Below are 16523 nucleotides of genomic sequence, written 5' to 3'. Positions count from 1 at the left end.
ACCCCAGGACACCCCCATGCAGATGCTGGAACAAGAAAAAGTACCTGCGCCGCAACTGCCGCCAGCGCAACGCAAGGGATGGCGCCCGCAGTTCAATCTGTTGCGCTGGTTTTCCCTGGCAAGCTTTTTGATCATCGCTGGGGTAGCGCTGGGGCTGGGTTATATCTCCACGCGTTTTGTGGTGGATGAAAGCATCGAGCGTGATTCGATGCTGACGGCGCAGTTCATACAAGCCATCGGTGCAGCAGAGATACGCCATGCCGGAATCACCCCGAACCGGACCATGGGTGAAATGCTCGACCCGCGTGACGACAATGCCTATCCCGATGTCAGCCCGGCAGCCCGAGCGTCTTCGCGTGTGGAGTTTCTCGACCATGTGGAACACCTGCCGGACATTTTGCTGGCGACGGTGTACGCCCTGGACCGCACGGTGGTCTGGTCGACCAATCCCGAGCTGATCGGCGTACGTATCAAGGACGATGATGAACTCGACGAATCCTTCGAAATGAAAGAGGCCGTGTCCACCAGTTACCACGAGATCGACGAAGAGCGTCCGGAACAGCGTTTGCTGCGCGAGCCCGAGTATCTGTTCATCGAAAATTACATCCCGATGTTCAACGCCGACCGCAGCAAAGTGATTGCCATGGTGGAAATCTACAAGGAGCCTCGGGATCTGATTGCGCGTATCCAGCGGGGTTTCAAGTCGATCTGGCTGGCCACCCTGATCGGTGGGGCGGCGATTTACCTGGGATTGTTCTGGATTGTGCGCCGCGCAGCCATGCTCCTGCAGAGCCAGCAGAAACAATTGATTGCCAACGAAACCTTTGTCGCCCTCGGGGAAATGTCCTCGGCCGTCGCGCACAGCCTGCGCAATCCACTGGCCAATATCCGCTCCAGCGCCGAACTGGCCCAGGAAATCGCCAGCCAGACCGCGCAGAAGAATATTGGCGACATCATCAGCCAGGTGGACCGAATGTCGCGTTGGGTCCGCGATTTGCTGATGTCGTTGCGGCCGATGAATGACGACCATGAGACGGTCGATCTGAGCCTGGCGCTCGAAGATACCTTGAGTGCCTTCGAACCCTTGATCAGGCGTTCTAACGTCGAAGTACGGTTCACCCCGCAAAGTGTTCCACCGGTCGTCAGCCAACAGGTGCTGCTGACGCAAATTCTCAATAGCCTGTTTGCCAATGCGCTGGAGGCGATGCCCAAGGGCGGAGTGTTGACGATCGATATCGATTCGCCCAGCCCCGGGACGCTGCGCATGGCCCTGACCGATACCGGCAAGGGCATGTCCAGGCAGCAGCAGCAAATGGTCTTCAAGCCGTTTTTTACCACCAAGCAAGGCGGGTTGGGCGTCGGCCTGGCATTGGTCAAAAGAATAATGGAGCGTTTTGAAGGCTCGGTCGAACTGACCAGTCAAGAGCAGGAAGGAACCCGCGTGTGTCTCAATTTCAAAGTGGCATCGGGAGGGGAATATGGAGCACAGCATTCTGCTGGTCGAGGATGACGAAATCCTTGCCGGGAATATTCAGACCTACCTGGAGCGAAAGGACTTCGAGGTGACCGTCTGCCATTCGGCTGAAGACGCACTGGAGCAATTGGGTTCTTTCCTTCCGGACGTGGTACTGACCGACAACTCGTTGCCGGGCATGAGTGGTCACGACCTGATCCAGAAGTTGCGCATCAGCGCGCCGGATCTGAAAGTGATCATGATGACCGGCTATGGCAACGTCGAAGACGCCGTGGTCGCGATGAAAGAGGGCGCTTTCCATTACGTGACCAAACCGGTGGCTCTGCCGGAGCTCAAGCTGTTACTCGACAAGGCGCTGGCCACGGACCGCATGGAGCGCACGCTGTCGTTCTATCAGGAGCGCGAAGCCCAGAAATCCGGGGTGCAGGCATTGATTGGCGAGTCGGCGCCGATGGCTTACCTCAAGGGCACCATCGCCCAGTTGCTCGACGCCGAGCGGCGCATGGCCAACAGTGATCTGCCGCCCGTGCTCGTCGAAGGCGAGACGGGCACCGGCAAGGAACTGGTGGCCCGGGCACTGCACTTTGACGGGCCGCGCAGCAAAGGCCCGTTCATTGAATTCAACTGTGCCTCCATCCCCTCCAATCTGGTGGAGTCGGAACTGTTCGGGCATGAGAAGGGCGCCTTTACCGACGCCAAGGATCGTCGACTCGGGTTGGTGGAAGCCGCCGACGGCGGCACGCTGTTTCTCGATGAAATTGGTGAAATGGACCTGCTGCTGCAAGCCAAACTGCTCAAACTGCTGGAAGACCGGACCATTCGCCGGGTTGGCTCGGTGAAGGAACGCAAGGTCGACCTGCGGGTGATCAGCGCCACCAACTGCAACCTCGAGCAAATGGTTCAGCAAGGAAAATTCCGTCGCGATCTGTTTTTCCGCCTGCGCATCATTTCGATCAAGGTCCCGCGTCTGTATGCCCGAGGCGCTGACATCCTGCTGCTGGCCCGGCACTTTCTGGCCACCCATGGCAAGCGCTACGGCAAGCCGAACCTGCATTTCAGCGACCAGGCCGAAGAGCTGCTGCTCAGCTACAGCTGGCCGGGCAACGTGCGGGAATTGCGCAACATGCTGGAGCAAACCGTGTTGCTGGCGCAAAGCGACACGGTTGCCGCCCATCAACTGAACGTCTGCCTGAGCCTGGTGGACGAGCCGCCGATGTTTCAGCATGAGATGCCGCCCAGCGATCAGCGACCGTCCTACAACGGCACCGAGTCGATGAACCTGCCGGAAGTTGAACGTGACATGGTGCGCAAGATGCTCGACAAGACCGACTGGAACGTCACCAAATCGGCGCGCCTGTTGGGCCTGAGTCGCGACATGCTGCGTTACCGGATTGAAAAGCTCGGCCTGGCGCGTCCGGACAAACGCCAGTGGTAGAACTCACTGCATCAGCGGGCCTTGTCTTAAGCACGCCTGCACGCAACCGGGATCGTCGACTTCCTGGTTCACGTAGATGCCGCGCTCTGGATCATAGGAGCGGATGAACACGCGAACGGTGGCATCGGCCACCGTGGGCAGGCGCGAGTCGGAAAACACGTGCTCGCTTGAAACCGGAATGAAATCACCGGGCGAGGTGGGGATGTACGCCCCCGGCGGCACCGTGCTGATGCTCGGCGGGACAGGATGGGCAAAGGGCTGGTCGGCGCCGTAATAGTTGAACTCGCTGCTGTAGCTGTCGGTTTGCATCGGCGCGTCGTCGGCGTGGGCACTCAAGACAGCAGTCAGACAAAGGGCGAACAGCAGCGTCAGATCGGCTTTTTTCATGGCAACACCTGCGATTTCGGTTTTCCCGCAATTCCCCAAGGCCATTAACTATAGCGTTCCCGTGGGCGGATGTTGGTGCTGCATGGATTACACCTTCGCAACAACTCCCGGAATTAGGGTGATCTAGACTCGGCTCGGTCAATCGAAAACCCCGAAGCGCTGGAGCGTGCAATGGAAATGCCGACAAACGAAAACGCCATCGCGAGCAATCGTGAGGCCTGGAATGACTCCGCTCGACATCATAAAAACGGCCCTGACTGGCAACCCCTGTTGCACGCAGTGGCGCAGACGGATTTTTCCTGCCTGGACGACACCCTGACCAAGTTGCTGATTCAGGTAGGAATCGAGGGCAAGGACGTGGTGCAACTGGGTTGCAACAACGGCCGCGAAAGTCTGTCGCTGTTTGCGTTGGGTGCACGCCATGTGGTGGGCGTCGACCAGTCCGAGGCCTTTCTCCAACAGGCGCGGGAACTGGCAGCGCACTCACCTCATGCGCCGCAATTCATCGAGGCCGACATCCACCGTCTGCCCGTTGAACTGCATGAGCGCTTCGACGTGGCGCTGATCACCATCGGCGTCCTGAACTGGATGCCCGACATCGGCGAATTCTTTCGCCATGTGGCGCAGGCATTGAAGCCAGGCGGTGCACTGGTGGTGTACGAGACCCACCCGTTCCTGGAATTGCTCGATCCAGAGGCGAGCGATCCTTTTCGCCTGGCCACTTCATACTTTCGCCAAGAGCCTTTCGTGCAGCATGAGCCGATCGTCTACGAAGGCAAGGTCGAACAACCCGCTGCGCCGTCCTACTGGTTCGTCCACACCTTGGGCGACTTGTTCGGCGCGGCCATTGCGGCCGGGTTGCAGATCCGCCACTTCAAGGAATACCCACACTCCAATCGCGAAGAACTCTATGACCGCTATGAGCGGCAAGAGGCGCAGGTGCCGATGTGTTTCACGTGGGTAGTGGTGAAGGACAGATGATGACCCGCCATGTTCAGCGGAAGAATTCTCCAGGCGTCTCACCAAACTGCTGACGAAAAGCGGCGATAAACGCCGATGTCGAATCGTAGCCGCAAGCGAGCGCCACGTCGGTGACTCGCTCACCTTGCTCCAGCGGCGTCAGCGCCCCGAGTAACCGCAAGCGCTGGCGCCAGGCGCGGAAAGTCAGGCCGGTGTCGCGCTGGAACAGGCGGCTGAGGGTTTTCTCGGTCACGCCGAATTTTTCGCTCCAGTGACTGAGCGTGGTTTGTTGCTCCGGGTGTGATTCCAGGCTTTGGGCGATTTGCCGCAAGCGACTGTCCTGAGGCAGGGGCAGCATCAAGTCGATCTGCGGCGCTTCAGCCAACTGGTCAAGAATCACCTGAGCCAACCGGCCGTGCGGCCCGCTCTGATCGTACTCCACCGGAACCTGGCTGAAAGCGCGGATCAACTCGCGCAACAGGTCGCTGACGCCCAGCACATGACACCCCGGTGGTGCCCACGTCGACACGCTGCAATCGATATACAAACTGCGCATCTCGGTACGCGGCGAGCTGAACACCCGGTGCGGCATGCCCGCCGGAATCCACACCGCACGCTCCGGTGGGGCGACGAAACGCCCGGCGCCGGTCTGTATTTCCAGCACACCTTGAATCGCATACGACAACTGCACCCAAGGATGGCTATGGCGCCGGGTAAGGGCCCGATTGGGCAGCGATTCGGTTCGACCGTAGAGGGGGCGCGGCAGGCTGGACAGGCCCGGGATAGTGCGTCGAACGCTTTTGTCATGTCCTTTAGGCGGCATCGGCTGGCTCATCGGCGTTAGTCGGTAATGATCAGGCACGTTAGAGTCGCTTTCACGCACTGGCAACCCCCGGATGATCAAGCCCATGACCCGCCCCCGTTTATTACCCGACAACTTCACCCTGACCCTGATCGGCGTGGTAATTCTTGCCAGCCTGCTGCCCGCCAGCGGTCAGGTGGCGGTCGGGTTCGGCTGGCTGACCAACATCGCCATTGCCTTGCTGTTTTTTCTGCACGGCGCCAAATTGTCCCGTGAGTCGATCATCGCCGGTGCCGGGCATTGGCGCCTGCATTTGCTGGTGTTCAGCCTGACCTTTGTGCTGTTTCCGATATTGGGCCTGGCGCTCAAGCCACTGCTGTCGCCGCTGATCGGCGACGATTTGTACATGGGCATGCTCTACCTCTGTGCACTGCCCGCGACCGTGCAATCGGCGATTGCCTTTACTTCGTTGGCGCGGGGGAATATTCCGGCGGCGATTTGCAGCGCGGCGGCGTCCAGTTTGTTCGGGATATTTCTCACGCCGTTACTCGTGACGTTGCTGCTGGATGTTCAGGGCAACGGCGGTTCGACCCTCGATGCCATCCTCAAGATCAGCGTGCAGCTGTTGCTGCCGTTCATTGTCGGGCAGATTGCGCGGCGCTGGATTGGCGACTGGGTGGCACGCAACAAGAGCTGGCTGAAATTCGTCGACCAGGGCTCGATCCTGCTGGTGGTCTACGGCGCATTCAGCGAAGCAGTGATCGAAGGCATCTGGCACCAGATTCCGTTGCTGGATCTGGTCGGGTTGGTGGTGGTTTGCTGCATCGTTCTGGCGTTGGTGTTGCTGGCGTCGACGGTGCTCGGCAAAGCCTTCGGCTTCAATCAGGAAGACCGCATCACCATTCTCTTCTGCGGCTCAAAGAAAAGCCTGGCGACCGGCGTGCCGATGGCGCAGGTGTTGTTCGCTGGCAGCACGATTGGCTTGTTGATTTTGCCACTGATGCTGTTTCACCAGATTCAATTGATGGTGTGTGCAGTGTTGGCGCAGCGCTATGCCAAACGACCGGAGTCGATTCCCGAGCTGATGGCTCAGGTTGATCCTTGATGAGTTGGGACTGGAGCCTGTGCCGCTCCAGTCCCGTTTTTTGGGTTCACCACCCAATCCCGGAAACCCGTAGGAGCCGGCTTGCTGGCGATGAACCCAAGTACGCCGCGTTTATCCAGTTCACCTGCGTTATCGTTAACGCCCATCGCTGCGATGCGGCGACCCGACAAGCCAGCTCCTACAGGGGAGCGTGCCCACGTTGAAATTACCGTTGGTCAGCCTTCAAAGGCGGAGTACGTGGCGGGATCATGCGCTTGTTGCCGGTCGACTCGAAGGCCGACGCCAGGTGCAGCAGCGACGAGTCGTCGTAGGCACGACCGGCAAACGTCAGGCCGACCGGCATGCCGATATCCGGCATCACACCCATTGGTACGGTGACTGTTGGCACACCGAGGTGACGGATGGCGAGGTTGCCGTTAGCCACCCAAACCCCGTTGCTCCAGGCGATATCCGCCGATTTTGGATCGACATCGGCATTCGCCGGACCCACGTCGGCGACCGTCGGGAACAGCACTGCGTCGAGGCCCAGGCGATCCATCCAGTCTTCCAGGTCGATCTTGCGGGTTTTCTCCAGACCGCGCAGGCCATCCGGCACCGTGGAAATCTGGTCCCACGGGGTGATGCCGCGCTCGGCCATCCGCACGTATTCATCCATGCCGGCGGCCAGGTCGCCTTCACGGTTGGGCAGGGTGCCCGGGTCATGAGGGAAAATCTGCGGCCCGTCGACATCCACCAGACGATTCAATTTTGGATCGCCGTTGGCTTGCAGGAAATCATCGAAGGCCCAGGCCGTCAGGTCCCACAGTTCATGGTGTAAGAATTCTTTGGAGACGATGCCGCGATTGAACACGGTCGGCGCGCCAGGACGATCGCCTTCACAATTGGAGACCAGCGGGAAATCCACTTCGAGCACTTCGGCGCCAGCGGCTTCGAGGGCCTTGCGCGCCTGTTCCCAGAGACCGATCACCGAAGGGCGGGTGTGGATGCGTTGGCCGGTCGGCCCACCGATGCCCGGCGACTCGGACGTACCAGCTTCAGGGTCGGCGTTGATGTACATGCGCGGGACGCCGAACTTCTTGCCTTTGAGCGCTTCGCTGTTTGCCGCGAGCGAGGCATAGGATTCGGGGCGCACCTCAGACGATTTCGGAATCGGCACCCAGGGTTGCAAGCGCCACAGATCGCCACGGGTGTCCGGGTCATCGGCCACTACCACGTCGAGCACTTCGAGCAGGTCGGCCATGGTTCGGGCGAACGGCACCACCACGTCCATGGTCGGCGTCAGCGGCCAGTTACCGCGTACCGAAATCACACCACGCGATGGTGTGTAGGCGCACAAGCCGTTGTTCGAGGCCGGGCCTCGGCCGCTTGACCAGGTTTCTTCCGCCAAACCGAATGCGGCGAAACTGGCCGCGGTCGCCGTACCCGCGCCATTCGACGAACCGGAGGCGAAAGGGGCGGTGAGGTATTCAGCGTTGTAGGGACTTTCGGCACGGCCGTAGACCCCGCGTTGCATCCCGCCATTGGCCATCGGCGGCATATTGGTCTTGCCCAGGCAGATCGCTCCGCCGGCGCGCAGGCGTTCGACGGTGAACGCATCGCGATAGGCGACGAGGTCTTTGAAAGCCGGGCTGCCCGAAGCGGCGGTCAGGCCCTTGACCAGATAGCTGTCCTTGGCCGTGTAAGGGATGCCATCGAGCGGACCCAGTGTTTCGCCCTTGGCGCGGCGGGCGTCGCACGCTTGAGCTTCGGCCAGCGCCTCGGGGTTGGACACCACGACGGCGTTGAGGGCGGTGGGTGTATGCGGACCGTCATAGGCCTCGATCCGGGCAAGATACGCTTGCACCAGTTCAACCGACGTGGTCTGGCCGGATTCGAGCGCGGCGCGCAATTGGGCAATGGAAACTTCGGTAACTTCGATCATGCTGCCACCGCCGTTTGCAGGTGGAGGTTCCCAAACACTTCACGTTTCTCGAAATGGACGTTCATATCGTTATTCTCATTGCACTGTCTGGCGCGACAGGGTCGGGTGTTAAAAATACTGAGCACTATTTAGCATTAAACCGGGTTTAGAGGAATATCTTGTCCAATTTATCTTACAGACGAAAGAAAAAGGTACTTCACCCATTCCCGAGAACTGTAGAAGCCGGCTTGCTGGCGATGGACTCCGGTGCGCCGCGTTTATCCGGTTTATACGCGTCATCGTTAACGACCATCGCTGGCGAGCCAGCTCCTACAAAAGACCGCGTTCGAGTCGAAAATGATGTGAACTCCAAACCAGTGAAAGAACCAGAAAAAAGGCCACCACAACCCGACGTTGTGGTGGCCCGAGGGTGACTCATTTTAGCACCGGATCACAGCCATTGGCCGCGTGATCAATGCGCGCCGGCAGCCTTGTTCAGATCGCTTTCGGCCCATTCGGTGTAGACGCAAGCGTCGGCGGTGGCCCAGCGCACTTTTACGCTGTCGCCGGCCTTGAGCGGCATGCCGGCGGCGGACAGCGCCTTTACCGTCATCGAGGTGCCACCGGCGGTGATCACGCTGCAGGTCTGGCTTTCCCCGAGAAACAGCACTTCCACGACCTTGGCCGAGACCTCGTTCCAGCCAGCGGCCAGCGGTTCGGCCACGGCTTGTTCGGCACTCAGGGCCAGGGCCTTTTCCGGGCGGACCATCAGCAGCACATCCTGGTCGGTTTGCAGGCCGGCAGTCAGACGGATCGACAACGGCTGGCCTTCAAAGGTCGCCACCGCATTGCCCTGAGCCTTGAGCTTGAGGAAGTTGGAGTTGCCGAGGAACGACGCAACAAAGGCATTCGGCGGATTCTGATAAAGGTCATAGCCGCTGCCCAAACCGACGATCTTGCCGTGACTGAAAATCGCGATGCGCTGGGACAGGCGCATGGCTTCTTCCTGATCGTGGGTCACGTAGACGATGGTGATGCCCAGGCGCCGATGTAGCTGGCGCAGCTCATCCTGCAAGTCCTCGCGCAGCTTTTTGTCCAGCGCACCGAGCGGTTCGTCCATCAGCAGGATGCGCGGCTCATAGACCAGCGCCCGGGCAATGGCGACTCGTTGCTGTTGGCCACCGGACAATTGCGAAGGGCGGCGATGGGCGAATTGCTCAAGTTGCACCAGTTTGAGCATCGCATCGACCCGGCGTTCGCGTTCGGCGGCCGCCAGTTTGCGGATGGCCAGCGGAAAGGCGATGTTGTCGCGTACCGACAGGTGTGGAAACAGCGAGTAGCGCTGGAACACCATGCCGATGTCGCGTTTGTGAGGCGGCACGTTCACCAGCGACTGGCCGTTGACCAGGATCTCGCCGCTGCTTGGGGTTTCGAAGCCGGCCAGCATCGACAGCGTGGTGCTTTTGCCCGAGCCGCTGGAACCGAGGAAGGTCAGGAACTCGCCGTCCTTGATGTCCAGCGAGATGTTGTCCACGGCGGCGAAGTCGCCGTAGTGCTTGTTCAGGTTGCGCAAGCTGACCAGGGGTTTGTCATTTTGCTGCGCGGCCTCTTTGATCACTGCACTCATGTCGTACTCCTGGCGCTCAAGCGCTGATTTCGTTGCGCCGGCGCAGAGCGGCGGCGATCACCATGACCAATACCGAGAGGCCGATCAGCAGCGTCGAAGCGACGGCGATCACGGGCGTCAGGTCCTGGCGCAGGGTGGTCCACATTTTCACGGGAAGGGTTTGCAGGGTCGGGCTGGCCATCATCACGCTCAGCACCACTTCATCCCAGGAGACGAGGAAGGCGAAGAGAGCGCCGGCCACCATGCCAGGACGGATCGCCGGGAACGTCACCTTGAACACCGCTTGCAAGCGCGAGGCGCCGCAGATCACCGCCGCGTCTTCAATCGACTGATCGAACAGCTTCAGCGAGTTGATGATCGAGATGATGGTGAACGGCAACGCGACGATCACGTGGCTGACCACGAACGCGAACATCGTCCCGGTGTAACCCAGTTTCAGGAACAGCGCGTACACCGCCACGGCGATGATCACCAGCGGCACGATCATCGGCAGGGTGAACAGACCGTAGAGCATTTCCCGCCCGGGGAAGCGGCCCCGCACTAGAGCAAACGCGGTTGGCAGGCCCAGCGCGACGGCGAAGAACGTGGTCAGCACCGCAACCTTGAGGCTGGCCATGGCGGCATTCATCCAGTCGGCATTGGAGAAGAACTGGACGTACCATTTCATCGTCCAGCCCGGCGGCGGAAACACCAGCCATTGCGACGAACCGAACGACAGCAGCACGATGAACACGATCGGCAGCAGCAGGAACAGACCGATCAACCCGGTGGTGGCGTACAGGCCGAAGCGCATGCGCCGGCTCATGGCATTGGGGGTCAGGAGCATGACGGTTTACCTCACGTTGCTGGCGCCAACCGGGGATTCCGGTTGAAGCTTCAGGTAGAAGTAGAACAACACCAGCGTGATCACGATCAGCAACGCGGCGCCGGCACTGGCCAGGCCCCAGTTGAGGAACGACTGCACCTGCTGAATGATGAACTCGGGCAGCATCATGTTCTGCGCGCCGCCCAGCAGTGCCGGGGTGACGTAGTAACCGAGGGACATCACGAACACCATCAAGCCACCGGAGAACAACCCCGGCCGGCACAGCGGCAGGAACACCCGGAAGAAGTTGGTCCAGGGACTGGCGCCGCAGATCGAACCGGCCTGCAAAATCATCGGGTCGATGGCCTGCATGGTCGCCTGCAACGGCAGCACGATGAACGGGATCATGATGTAGCTCATGCCGATCACCACGCCGGTGAGGTTGTGCACCATCTCCAGCGGTTGATCGATGATGCCCATGGCCATCAACGCCTTGTTGATCACCCCGGAGGCTTGCAGCAACACCAGCCAGGAATAGGTGCGGGCGAGCAGGCTGGTCCACATCGACAGCAGCACGATGTTGAGGATCCAGCGGCCCCAGCCACGCGGTACCAGCGTGATCGCCCAGGCCAGCGGAAAGCCTAACAACAGGCTGAACAGCGTCACCAGACCCGCCACCGAGAAGGTGTTCAACAACACCCGTGCGTACGCCGAGTTGGCGAACAGTTGTTCGTAGTTGCCCAGCCCAGGCACCGGTTCCAGCACGCCGCGCAACAGCAAGCCAATCAATGGTGCGAGGAAGAACAGACCAAGAAACAGCAGAGCGGGGATCAGGTTGCTCGAACCGCGCCAGCGTTGTGCCAGGGAAGGAGATCGCTTCATCACAGCTGCCTTGGCGTTCGCCGAACCGGCAGCGCCCGTGGCGCTCCCGGTGGCAGTGGATGGGCGAGATGCGGTTGCTGTCATTTTCATTTGACCAGCCATTCGTTCCACCGTGTCGCGATGGCCGGACCGTTCTTGGCCCAGTACGCGAAATCAAGAGTGATCTGATCCTTTGCGTAAGCGGTCGGCAGGTTAGGGGCCAGCGCCGAATCCAGGCGCGCCACGCTGTCGACGTTGACCGGGGCGTAGGCGGTCAGGTTGGAGAAGTCGGCCTGTCCTTTGGCGCTGCTGGCGTTGGCCAGGAACTTCATCGCCGCGTCCTTGTTCTTCGAGCCTTTGGGAATGACCAGAATGTCGGCCATGACCAGGTTCTGTTTCCAGCTCACACCGACCGGGGCGCCGTCTTCTTGCAGGGCATGGATCCGGCCATTCCAGAACTGGCCCATGCTCGCTTCACCGGAGGCCAGCAGCTGCTGCGACTGCGCGCCACCGCCCCACCAGACGATGTCTTTCTTGATGGTGTCGAGTTTTTTGAAGGCGCGGTCGAGGTCCAGCGGGTAGAGCTTGTCCGCCGCTACACCGTCGGCCAGCAGTGCCAGTTCCAGTACGCCAGGGCTTGGCCATTTGTAGAGGGCGCGTTTACCGGGAAAGGTCTTGGTGTCGAACAGCGCGGACCAGTCCTGAGGCTTGTTGGCGCCGAGCTTGTCTTCGTTGTAGCCGAGGACGAAGGAGAAGAAGAACGAACCGACGCCGTGATCGCTGACGAAGCGCGGGTCGATCTTGTCGCGCTCAATGACTTTGAAATCGAGGGGTTCGAGCAAGCCTTCGGCGGCGGCGCGCAGGGCGAAGTCGGCTTCGACATCGACCACGTCCCACTGGACGTTGCCGCTCTCGACCATCGCCTTGAGTTTGCCGTAGTCGGTCGGGCCGTCCTGCACCACGGTGATGCCGCTGGCTTTGCTGAACGGATCGGCCCATGCCTGCTTCTGCGCATCCTGGGTGCTGCCGCCCCAACTCACGAAGTTGACGCTTTCAGCTGCCATCAATGCCTGGCTGGTCACGCTCAGCAGTCCCGCAAAAAGCACTGCGGTCGCACGTTTGTTCAACACCATTTTCACGCCCTCATTGTTGTGTTTATGAGCGGGGCTTTCTTGCCCGCCTATCGGGAGCAGTAGGTCCGTCGAGTCAGTGCTGACTGTCCGGTCTATGGAATATCATATTATGGTATTCCAAACTTTGTGCAAGCATTTTGCCGTACCGGCTATCAGCAAAAATGAGAGAACCCTTGGAGGAGCTGGCTTGCCAGCGAATGCGGTCGTTCAGCCATTGTTGAAGTCGTCTGACACGCCGCCTTCGCTGGCAAGCCAGCTCCCACAGGTTTTTTCCATGTTGGGAGGGCGGCGTTACTCGGTGAATGGAATGCTCTCCACCACCTCCAGGTCATACCCGGTCAAACCCGCATACTTCAGCGGCGGGCCGAGGTGGCGCAGCTTGCCGACGCCGAGGTTCTGCAGGATCTGCGCACCGGTGCCCACCTCCGAATAAATCCGCGATTGCGAGCGATTGAACTGCCGGGGCGCCTGGGTCAGTTGCGGCACTCGTTCGAGCAACGCCTGCGAGGATTCGTGATTGGCCAGCACCACCACCACGCCGTGGCCTTCCTCCGCCACCCGTTGCAATGCCGCCCACAACGTCCAGTTGCTCGGTCCGCTGTATTCGGCACCGACCAGATCGCGCAACGGGTCGATCACATGCACACGCACCAGCGTCGGTTCTTCGCGACGCAGATCACCCATCACCATGGCCATGTGGACACCGCCCTCGATGCGATCCTCGAAGGTGATCAGACGAAAGGTGCCATGCACCGTCGGCAGTTCGCGCTCACCGATGCGCACCACGGTGTGCTCGGTGCTGAGGCGATAGTGGATCAGGTCAGCGATGGTGCCGATCTTGATCCCGTGCTTGCACGCAAACATTTCCAGGTCCGGGCGGCGGGCCATGGTGCCGTCATCGTTCATCACTTCGACGATCACCGAGGCCGGGGTATGACCCGACAGGCGCGCCAGGTCGCAGCCGGCTTCGGTATGGCCGGCACGGGTCAGCACGCCGCCTTCACGGGCGCGCAACGGGAAGATGTGGCCGGGTTGCACGATGTCGTCGGGGCCGGAACGGGCGGCGACGGCAGCGGCCACAGTGCATGCCCGATCCGCTGCCGAGATGCCGGTGGTGACTCCGACTGCAGCCTCGATGGACACGGTGAAGGCGGTGCTGAACACGCTGCCATTGCTGGGCACCATTTGCTCCAGGCCCAGGCGTTTGCAGTGCTCGTCGGTCAGGGTCAGGCAGATCAGGCCGCGTGCTTCTCGGGCCATGAAGCTGATCGCCTCGGGTGTGCAGCAATCGGCGGCCAGCAACAGGTCGCCTTCGTTTTCCCGGTCTTCATCGTCGACCAGCAGGACCATTTTGCCGAGGCGGTAATCTTCGATGATTTCTTCGATGCTGTTGAAGGGCATGCTGGAGTCTCGGTGTTTGTTGGATGGGTAATCTGGTATACCATAATACAAAATAAACCAAGAGGTCACTATGAAGGCGTACTGGATTGCTCATGTGGATGTCACTGATGCTGATCAATACAGCCAATACACCCAGCGGGCGCCGCAGGCGTTTGCGCTGTATGGCGGTCGGGTTCTGGCTCGGGGTGGGCGTAGTGAGGCGATGGAAGGGCGGTTGACGCCGCAGCGTAGTGTGGTGATCGAGTTTGATTCCTACGAGCAGGCGGTGGCTTGCTATCACTCGGCGTTGTATCAGGAGGCCAAGGGGTATCGTGAAGGGGTGGCTTTGGCTGAGGTCATCATTGTCGAGGGGGTGGTGGGGCTCTGAAAAACGCCTGAGTACATATCCGTTTCTGCGGTAACGGCGGCTTATGGTTCCGCTCTTACAGCGGGTCACTTTTGGCAAACGCCCTCCGGTTGGCTTCGCTGGCACCTACATGCGATGAGTTCGACTGCGTCGAACGGCGCTGCGCGCCCATCCCCGGATGAACACCTCCACTCAGCCTCCCGAGGGGGCGGGTGGATCAAGATCAAGAGCTGCAGGCGAGCTAACGCTCGGCCTGATGAGTGGTGAAGAGCATGGGTGTACGCCGCTTTTGCTTTTTTCTTTTTGCTTTTCTGTAGGAGCTGGCTTGCCAGCGATGACGGCCTGCCAGCCAACCAATCCCTCGCAGATACACGCAAATCAAACTGTAGGAGCTGGCTTGCTAGCGATGGCGGCCTGCAAGCCAACCAATCCCTCTCAGATGTACTCAATCTCTGTAGGAGCCCGGCTTGCCGGCGATGGCGGTGTGTCAGGTGCCGCAGGGTTGGCTGGGGTGGCGCCATCGCCGGCAAGCCAGCTCCTACAGGGAGGGTGTAGAGCCTCACGATCAGGCCGGCCGGTAGGCCGCCTCGCTTTGGCTTTTGATCTTCTTGCCCCATCGAGAGGCCGAGTGGAGGTTCTGCGCAGTGGGCAACCCGGCATGGATGCCGGGTTAGCCGCCCCCGGCCATGGATGGCCGATGGCGGCGGGCCCACGGAGCAGGACCGGAGCGAGGGCATGCCGAGCCTAGGCGAGGCACCGAACGAAAGGGGCAAGAGCCTTTGGTTACTTTGGGCTTTTCAAAGTGACCCGCTGTAAGAGCGGAACCATAAGCGGCCGTTACCGCAGGAATGGATGTGTACACCCGAAAGCCAGCGTCGAACGACAAATCTTCGCGAGCAGGCTCGCTCCTACAGGGGAGTCGGTTACCAAAATTCGAACAACAGAAAACAGATCAGCGAATAAAGTGAATCTTCCCGCTGTCATCATTACCCATGTAAATGCCATACACCCCAGCCTGCCGCTCCTCGATATAACGCTCGAGAATCTGCCGGATCGCCGGGTAGTAGATGCTCTCCCAAGGGATATCCTCAGGCGCGAAAAACTTGTAGTCGAGGGTTTCCGGGCCGTACTGGCCGGTGATCTCCAGCGCGATGGCGCGGAAGATGATGTACACCTCGCTGATCTTCGGCACGCTGAAAATAGAATACGGCGAGACGATTTCCGCCCGCACGCCGCTTTCTTCCCAGACCTCGCGCAAGGCCGCCTGCTCGGTGGTCTCGCCGCTTTCCATGAAGCCTGCCGGCAGCGTCCAGGTGCCGGGACGCGGCGGGATCGCTCGCTGGCACAAGAGGTATTTGCCATCCTGCTCGATGATGCAGCCGGCAATGATCTTTGGATTGATGTAATGGATGTAGCCACAACCGCGACACATCAGGCGCTCGTGCGTATCGCCCGGCGGCAACTGCTGACCGAGATCAGCGCTGCCACACTTGGGGCAAAAGCTCGGGCTGAACATTTTCAGCGACCTATGCGCGGTTCTTTCAGCGCGATGGGCAGGGTGATCGGCGGCGTGGCACCGGTTTCTTCCTGCTTGCGCTTGAGGTAATCCAGGGCCACGGCGGCGGCCGCACGCACGTGGTCGACGCAAGCCTGGTGGGCAACCAGCGGATCGCCACCCTTGATCGCCTCGACCATGCGTTCCATCTCCTGATTGCTGGCACCGCGCCGATTTTCCTGGGATACCGACGTCGCGCGCAGGTAGCTGATGCGTGCCTGCAACTGACGCAACTGAGTGGCCGCGACATGGTTGCCCGAGCCTTCGAGCAGCACATCGTAGAAACCCTGAACCGAGTCGATAACCTGCTGCAGTTCGCCGTCTTTCAACGCCTTGCGGTTTTCTTCCAGGGCTTTTTCCAGGGCCTTGATGTCTTTGGCCTTGGCGCGCAGGGTGAACAGTTGCACGATCAGCCCTTCGAGCACGCAGCGCAGCTCGTAGATGTCCACGGCATCGGCCAGGGTGATGATCGCGACACGCGGGCCCTTGGCGTCGGCGAATTCCACCAGGCCTTCGGATTCGAGGTGACGCAAGGCTTCGCGCACGGAAGTACGGCTGACGCCCAGGCGATCGCACAGATCGCGTTCGACCAGACGGTCTCCCGGCAGAAGCTGGAAGTTCATGATGGCGCTTCGCAGTTTATCCAGCACGATTTCGCGCAGGGTAACGGGGTTGCGATTGACCTTGAAGCTGTCGTCGAGTGGCAGGCGTTTCATGGGGTCCGCTCTGATT

Annotated in this window: 15 protein-coding genes; 5 read left to right on the top strand and 10 right to left on the bottom strand. The window is 60.3% G+C overall.

Going from position 1 to position 16523, the window contains the following annotated elements; all coding sequences use genetic code 11:
- Window positions 1-16: 16 nt before the first annotated feature.
- Both QMK58_RS19170 and QMK58_RS19165 read left to right on the top strand, forming a co-directional pair.
- Window positions 17-1510, top strand: coding sequence for a sensor histidine kinase (locus QMK58_RS19170; RefSeq protein WP_053164266.1), 1494 nt, complete (start codon window positions 17-19; stop codon window positions 1508-1510).
- Window positions 1479-2909: a sigma-54-dependent transcriptional regulator gene (locus QMK58_RS19165; RefSeq protein WP_053164264.1), complete on the top strand. Its 1431-nt coding sequence runs from the start codon at window positions 1479-1481 to the stop codon at window positions 2907-2909. Before QMK58_RS19170 ends, QMK58_RS19165 begins: the two co-directional genes overlap by 32 nt.
- A 3-nt stretch (window positions 2910-2912) precedes the next feature.
- Here the strand turns inward: QMK58_RS19165 and QMK58_RS19160 are convergent, their stop codons facing one another.
- Entirely contained in the window at window positions 2913-3296 is a 384-nt protein-coding gene (locus tag QMK58_RS19160; protein ID WP_053164261.1) for a hypothetical protein, read from the bottom strand.
- Window positions 3297-3467: 171 nt separating this feature from the next.
- On the opposite strand from QMK58_RS19160, the gene QMK58_RS19155 reads away from it, so the two are divergent.
- Complete coding sequence (locus QMK58_RS19155) at window positions 3468-4277, top strand: class I SAM-dependent methyltransferase (protein WP_053164259.1); 810 nt, start codon at window positions 3468-3470, stop codon at window positions 4275-4277.
- 13 nt (window positions 4278-4290) lie between these two features.
- Here QMK58_RS19155 and QMK58_RS19150 read toward each other — a convergent pair whose 3' ends face one another.
- On the bottom strand, window positions 4291-5079 hold the full coding sequence (locus QMK58_RS19150; RefSeq protein ID WP_053164257.1) for an AraC family transcriptional regulator: 789 nt from the start codon (window positions 5077-5079) through the stop codon (window positions 4291-4293).
- A gap of 85 nt (window positions 5080-5164) precedes the next feature.
- Here QMK58_RS19150 and QMK58_RS19145 point away from each other — a divergent pair, with 85 nt between their 5' ends.
- The gene (locus QMK58_RS19145; protein ID WP_053164475.1) at window positions 5165-6163 is read left to right on the top strand and encodes a bile acid:sodium symporter family protein; all 999 of its coding nucleotides are present in this window, start codon (window positions 5165-5167) and stop codon (window positions 6161-6163) included.
- A gap of 205 nt (window positions 6164-6368) precedes the next feature.
- Here QMK58_RS19145 and QMK58_RS19140 read toward each other — a convergent pair whose 3' ends face one another.
- The 6 genes from QMK58_RS19140 to ribBA form a co-directional block, all read right to left on the bottom strand.
- The gene (locus QMK58_RS19140; protein WP_053164256.1) at window positions 6369-8084 is read right to left on the bottom strand and encodes an amidase; all 1716 of its coding nucleotides are present in this window, start codon (window positions 8082-8084) and stop codon (window positions 6369-6371) included.
- A 451-nt stretch (window positions 8085-8535) separates the two neighbouring features.
- Window positions 8536-9690, bottom strand: coding sequence for an ABC transporter ATP-binding protein (locus QMK58_RS19135; RefSeq protein ID WP_053164254.1), 1155 nt, complete (start codon window positions 9688-9690; stop codon window positions 8536-8538).
- 16 nt (window positions 9691-9706) lie between these two features.
- Entirely contained in the window at window positions 9707-10516 is an 810-nt protein-coding gene (locus tag QMK58_RS19130; protein WP_053164252.1) for an ABC transporter permease, read from the bottom strand.
- A 6-nt stretch (window positions 10517-10522) separates the two neighbouring features.
- Window positions 10523-11467, bottom strand: coding sequence for an ABC transporter permease (locus QMK58_RS19125; protein WP_320395264.1), 945 nt, complete (start codon window positions 11465-11467; stop codon window positions 10523-10525).
- A complete protein-coding gene (locus QMK58_RS19120; RefSeq protein WP_053164249.1) occupies window positions 11464-12489 on the bottom strand; it encodes an ABC transporter substrate-binding protein in 1026 nt (341 codons plus the stop codon). The genes QMK58_RS19125 and QMK58_RS19120 overlap by 4 nt, the downstream gene beginning before the upstream one ends.
- Window positions 12490-12780: 291 nt before the next feature.
- Window positions 12781-13890, bottom strand: coding sequence for a bifunctional 3,4-dihydroxy-2-butanone-4-phosphate synthase/GTP cyclohydrolase II (gene ribBA, locus QMK58_RS19115; protein WP_053164247.1), 1110 nt, complete (start codon window positions 13888-13890; stop codon window positions 12781-12783).
- 70 nt (window positions 13891-13960) lie between these two features.
- On the opposite strand from ribBA, the gene QMK58_RS19110 reads away from it, so the two are divergent.
- The gene (locus tag QMK58_RS19110) at window positions 13961-14257 is read left to right on the top strand and encodes a DUF1330 domain-containing protein (protein ID WP_053164245.1); all 297 of its coding nucleotides are present in this window, start codon (window positions 13961-13963) and stop codon (window positions 14255-14257) included.
- Window positions 14258-15188: 931 nt separating this feature from the next.
- On the opposite strand, the gene QMK58_RS19105 is transcribed toward QMK58_RS19110, so the two are convergent.
- Window positions 15189-15752: an NUDIX hydrolase gene (locus QMK58_RS19105; protein ID WP_053164243.1), complete on the bottom strand. Its 564-nt coding sequence runs from the start codon at window positions 15750-15752 to the stop codon at window positions 15189-15191.
- A 2-nt stretch (window positions 15753-15754) separates the two neighbouring features.
- Window positions 15755-16507 (bottom strand): GntR family transcriptional regulator, encoded by a 753-nt coding sequence (locus tag QMK58_RS19100; protein WP_053164241.1) that lies wholly within the window; start codon window positions 16505-16507, stop codon window positions 15755-15757.
- Window positions 16508-16523 lie beyond the last annotated feature (16 nt).

The sequence above is a fragment of the Pseudomonas sp. P8_241 genome (genome assembly GCF_034008315.1).
GTDB lineage: Bacteria > Pseudomonadota > Gammaproteobacteria > Pseudomonadales > Pseudomonadaceae > Aquipseudomonas.
This window is presented reverse-complemented; position numbering and strand designations above follow the sequence as displayed.

Excerpts from the sequence above, each read along its gene's own strand:
- QMK58_RS19170 (WP_053164266.1), top strand. The coding sequence starts at position 17 with ATGCAGATGCTGGAACAAGAAAAAGTACCTGCGCCGCAACTGCCGCCA.
- QMK58_RS19165 (WP_053164264.1), top strand. The coding sequence starts at position 1,479 with ATGGAGCACAGCATTCTGCTGGTCGAGGATGACGAAATCCTTGCCGGG.
- QMK58_RS19160 (WP_053164261.1), bottom strand. The coding sequence starts at position 3,296 with ATGAAAAAAGCCGATCTGACGCTGCTGTTCGCCCTTTGTCTGACTGCT.
- QMK58_RS19155 (WP_053164259.1), top strand. The coding sequence starts at position 3,468 with ATGGAAATGCCGACAAACGAAAACGCCATCGCGAGCAATCGTGAGGCC.
- QMK58_RS19150 (WP_053164257.1), bottom strand. The coding sequence starts at position 5,079 with ATGCCGCCTAAAGGACATGACAAAAGCGTTCGACGCACTATCCCGGGC.
- QMK58_RS19145 (WP_053164475.1), top strand. The coding sequence starts at position 5,165 with ATGACCCGCCCCCGTTTATTACCCGACAACTTCACCCTGACCCTGATC.
- QMK58_RS19140 (WP_053164256.1), bottom strand. The coding sequence starts at position 8,084 with ATGATCGAAGTTACCGAAGTTTCCATTGCCCAATTGCGCGCCGCGCTC.
- QMK58_RS19135 (WP_053164254.1), bottom strand. The coding sequence starts at position 9,690 with ATGAGTGCAGTGATCAAAGAGGCCGCGCAGCAAAATGACAAACCCCTG.
- QMK58_RS19130 (WP_053164252.1), bottom strand. The coding sequence starts at position 10,516 with ATGCTCCTGACCCCCAATGCCATGAGCCGGCGCATGCGCTTCGGCCTG.
- QMK58_RS19125 (WP_320395264.1), bottom strand. The coding sequence starts at position 11,467 with ATGAAAATGACAGCAACCGCATCTCGCCCATCCACTGCCACCGGGAGC.
- QMK58_RS19120 (WP_053164249.1), bottom strand. The coding sequence starts at position 12,489 with ATGGTGTTGAACAAACGTGCGACCGCAGTGCTTTTTGCGGGACTGCTG.
- ribBA (WP_053164247.1), bottom strand. The coding sequence starts at position 13,890 with ATGCCCTTCAACAGCATCGAAGAAATCATCGAAGATTACCGCCTCGGC.
- QMK58_RS19110 (WP_053164245.1), top strand. The coding sequence starts at position 13,961 with ATGAAGGCGTACTGGATTGCTCATGTGGATGTCACTGATGCTGATCAA.
- QMK58_RS19105 (WP_053164243.1), bottom strand. The coding sequence starts at position 15,752 with ATGTTCAGCCCGAGCTTTTGCCCCAAGTGTGGCAGCGCTGATCTCGGT.
- QMK58_RS19100 (WP_053164241.1), bottom strand. The coding sequence starts at position 16,507 with ATGAAACGCCTGCCACTCGACGACAGCTTCAAGGTCAATCGCAACCCC.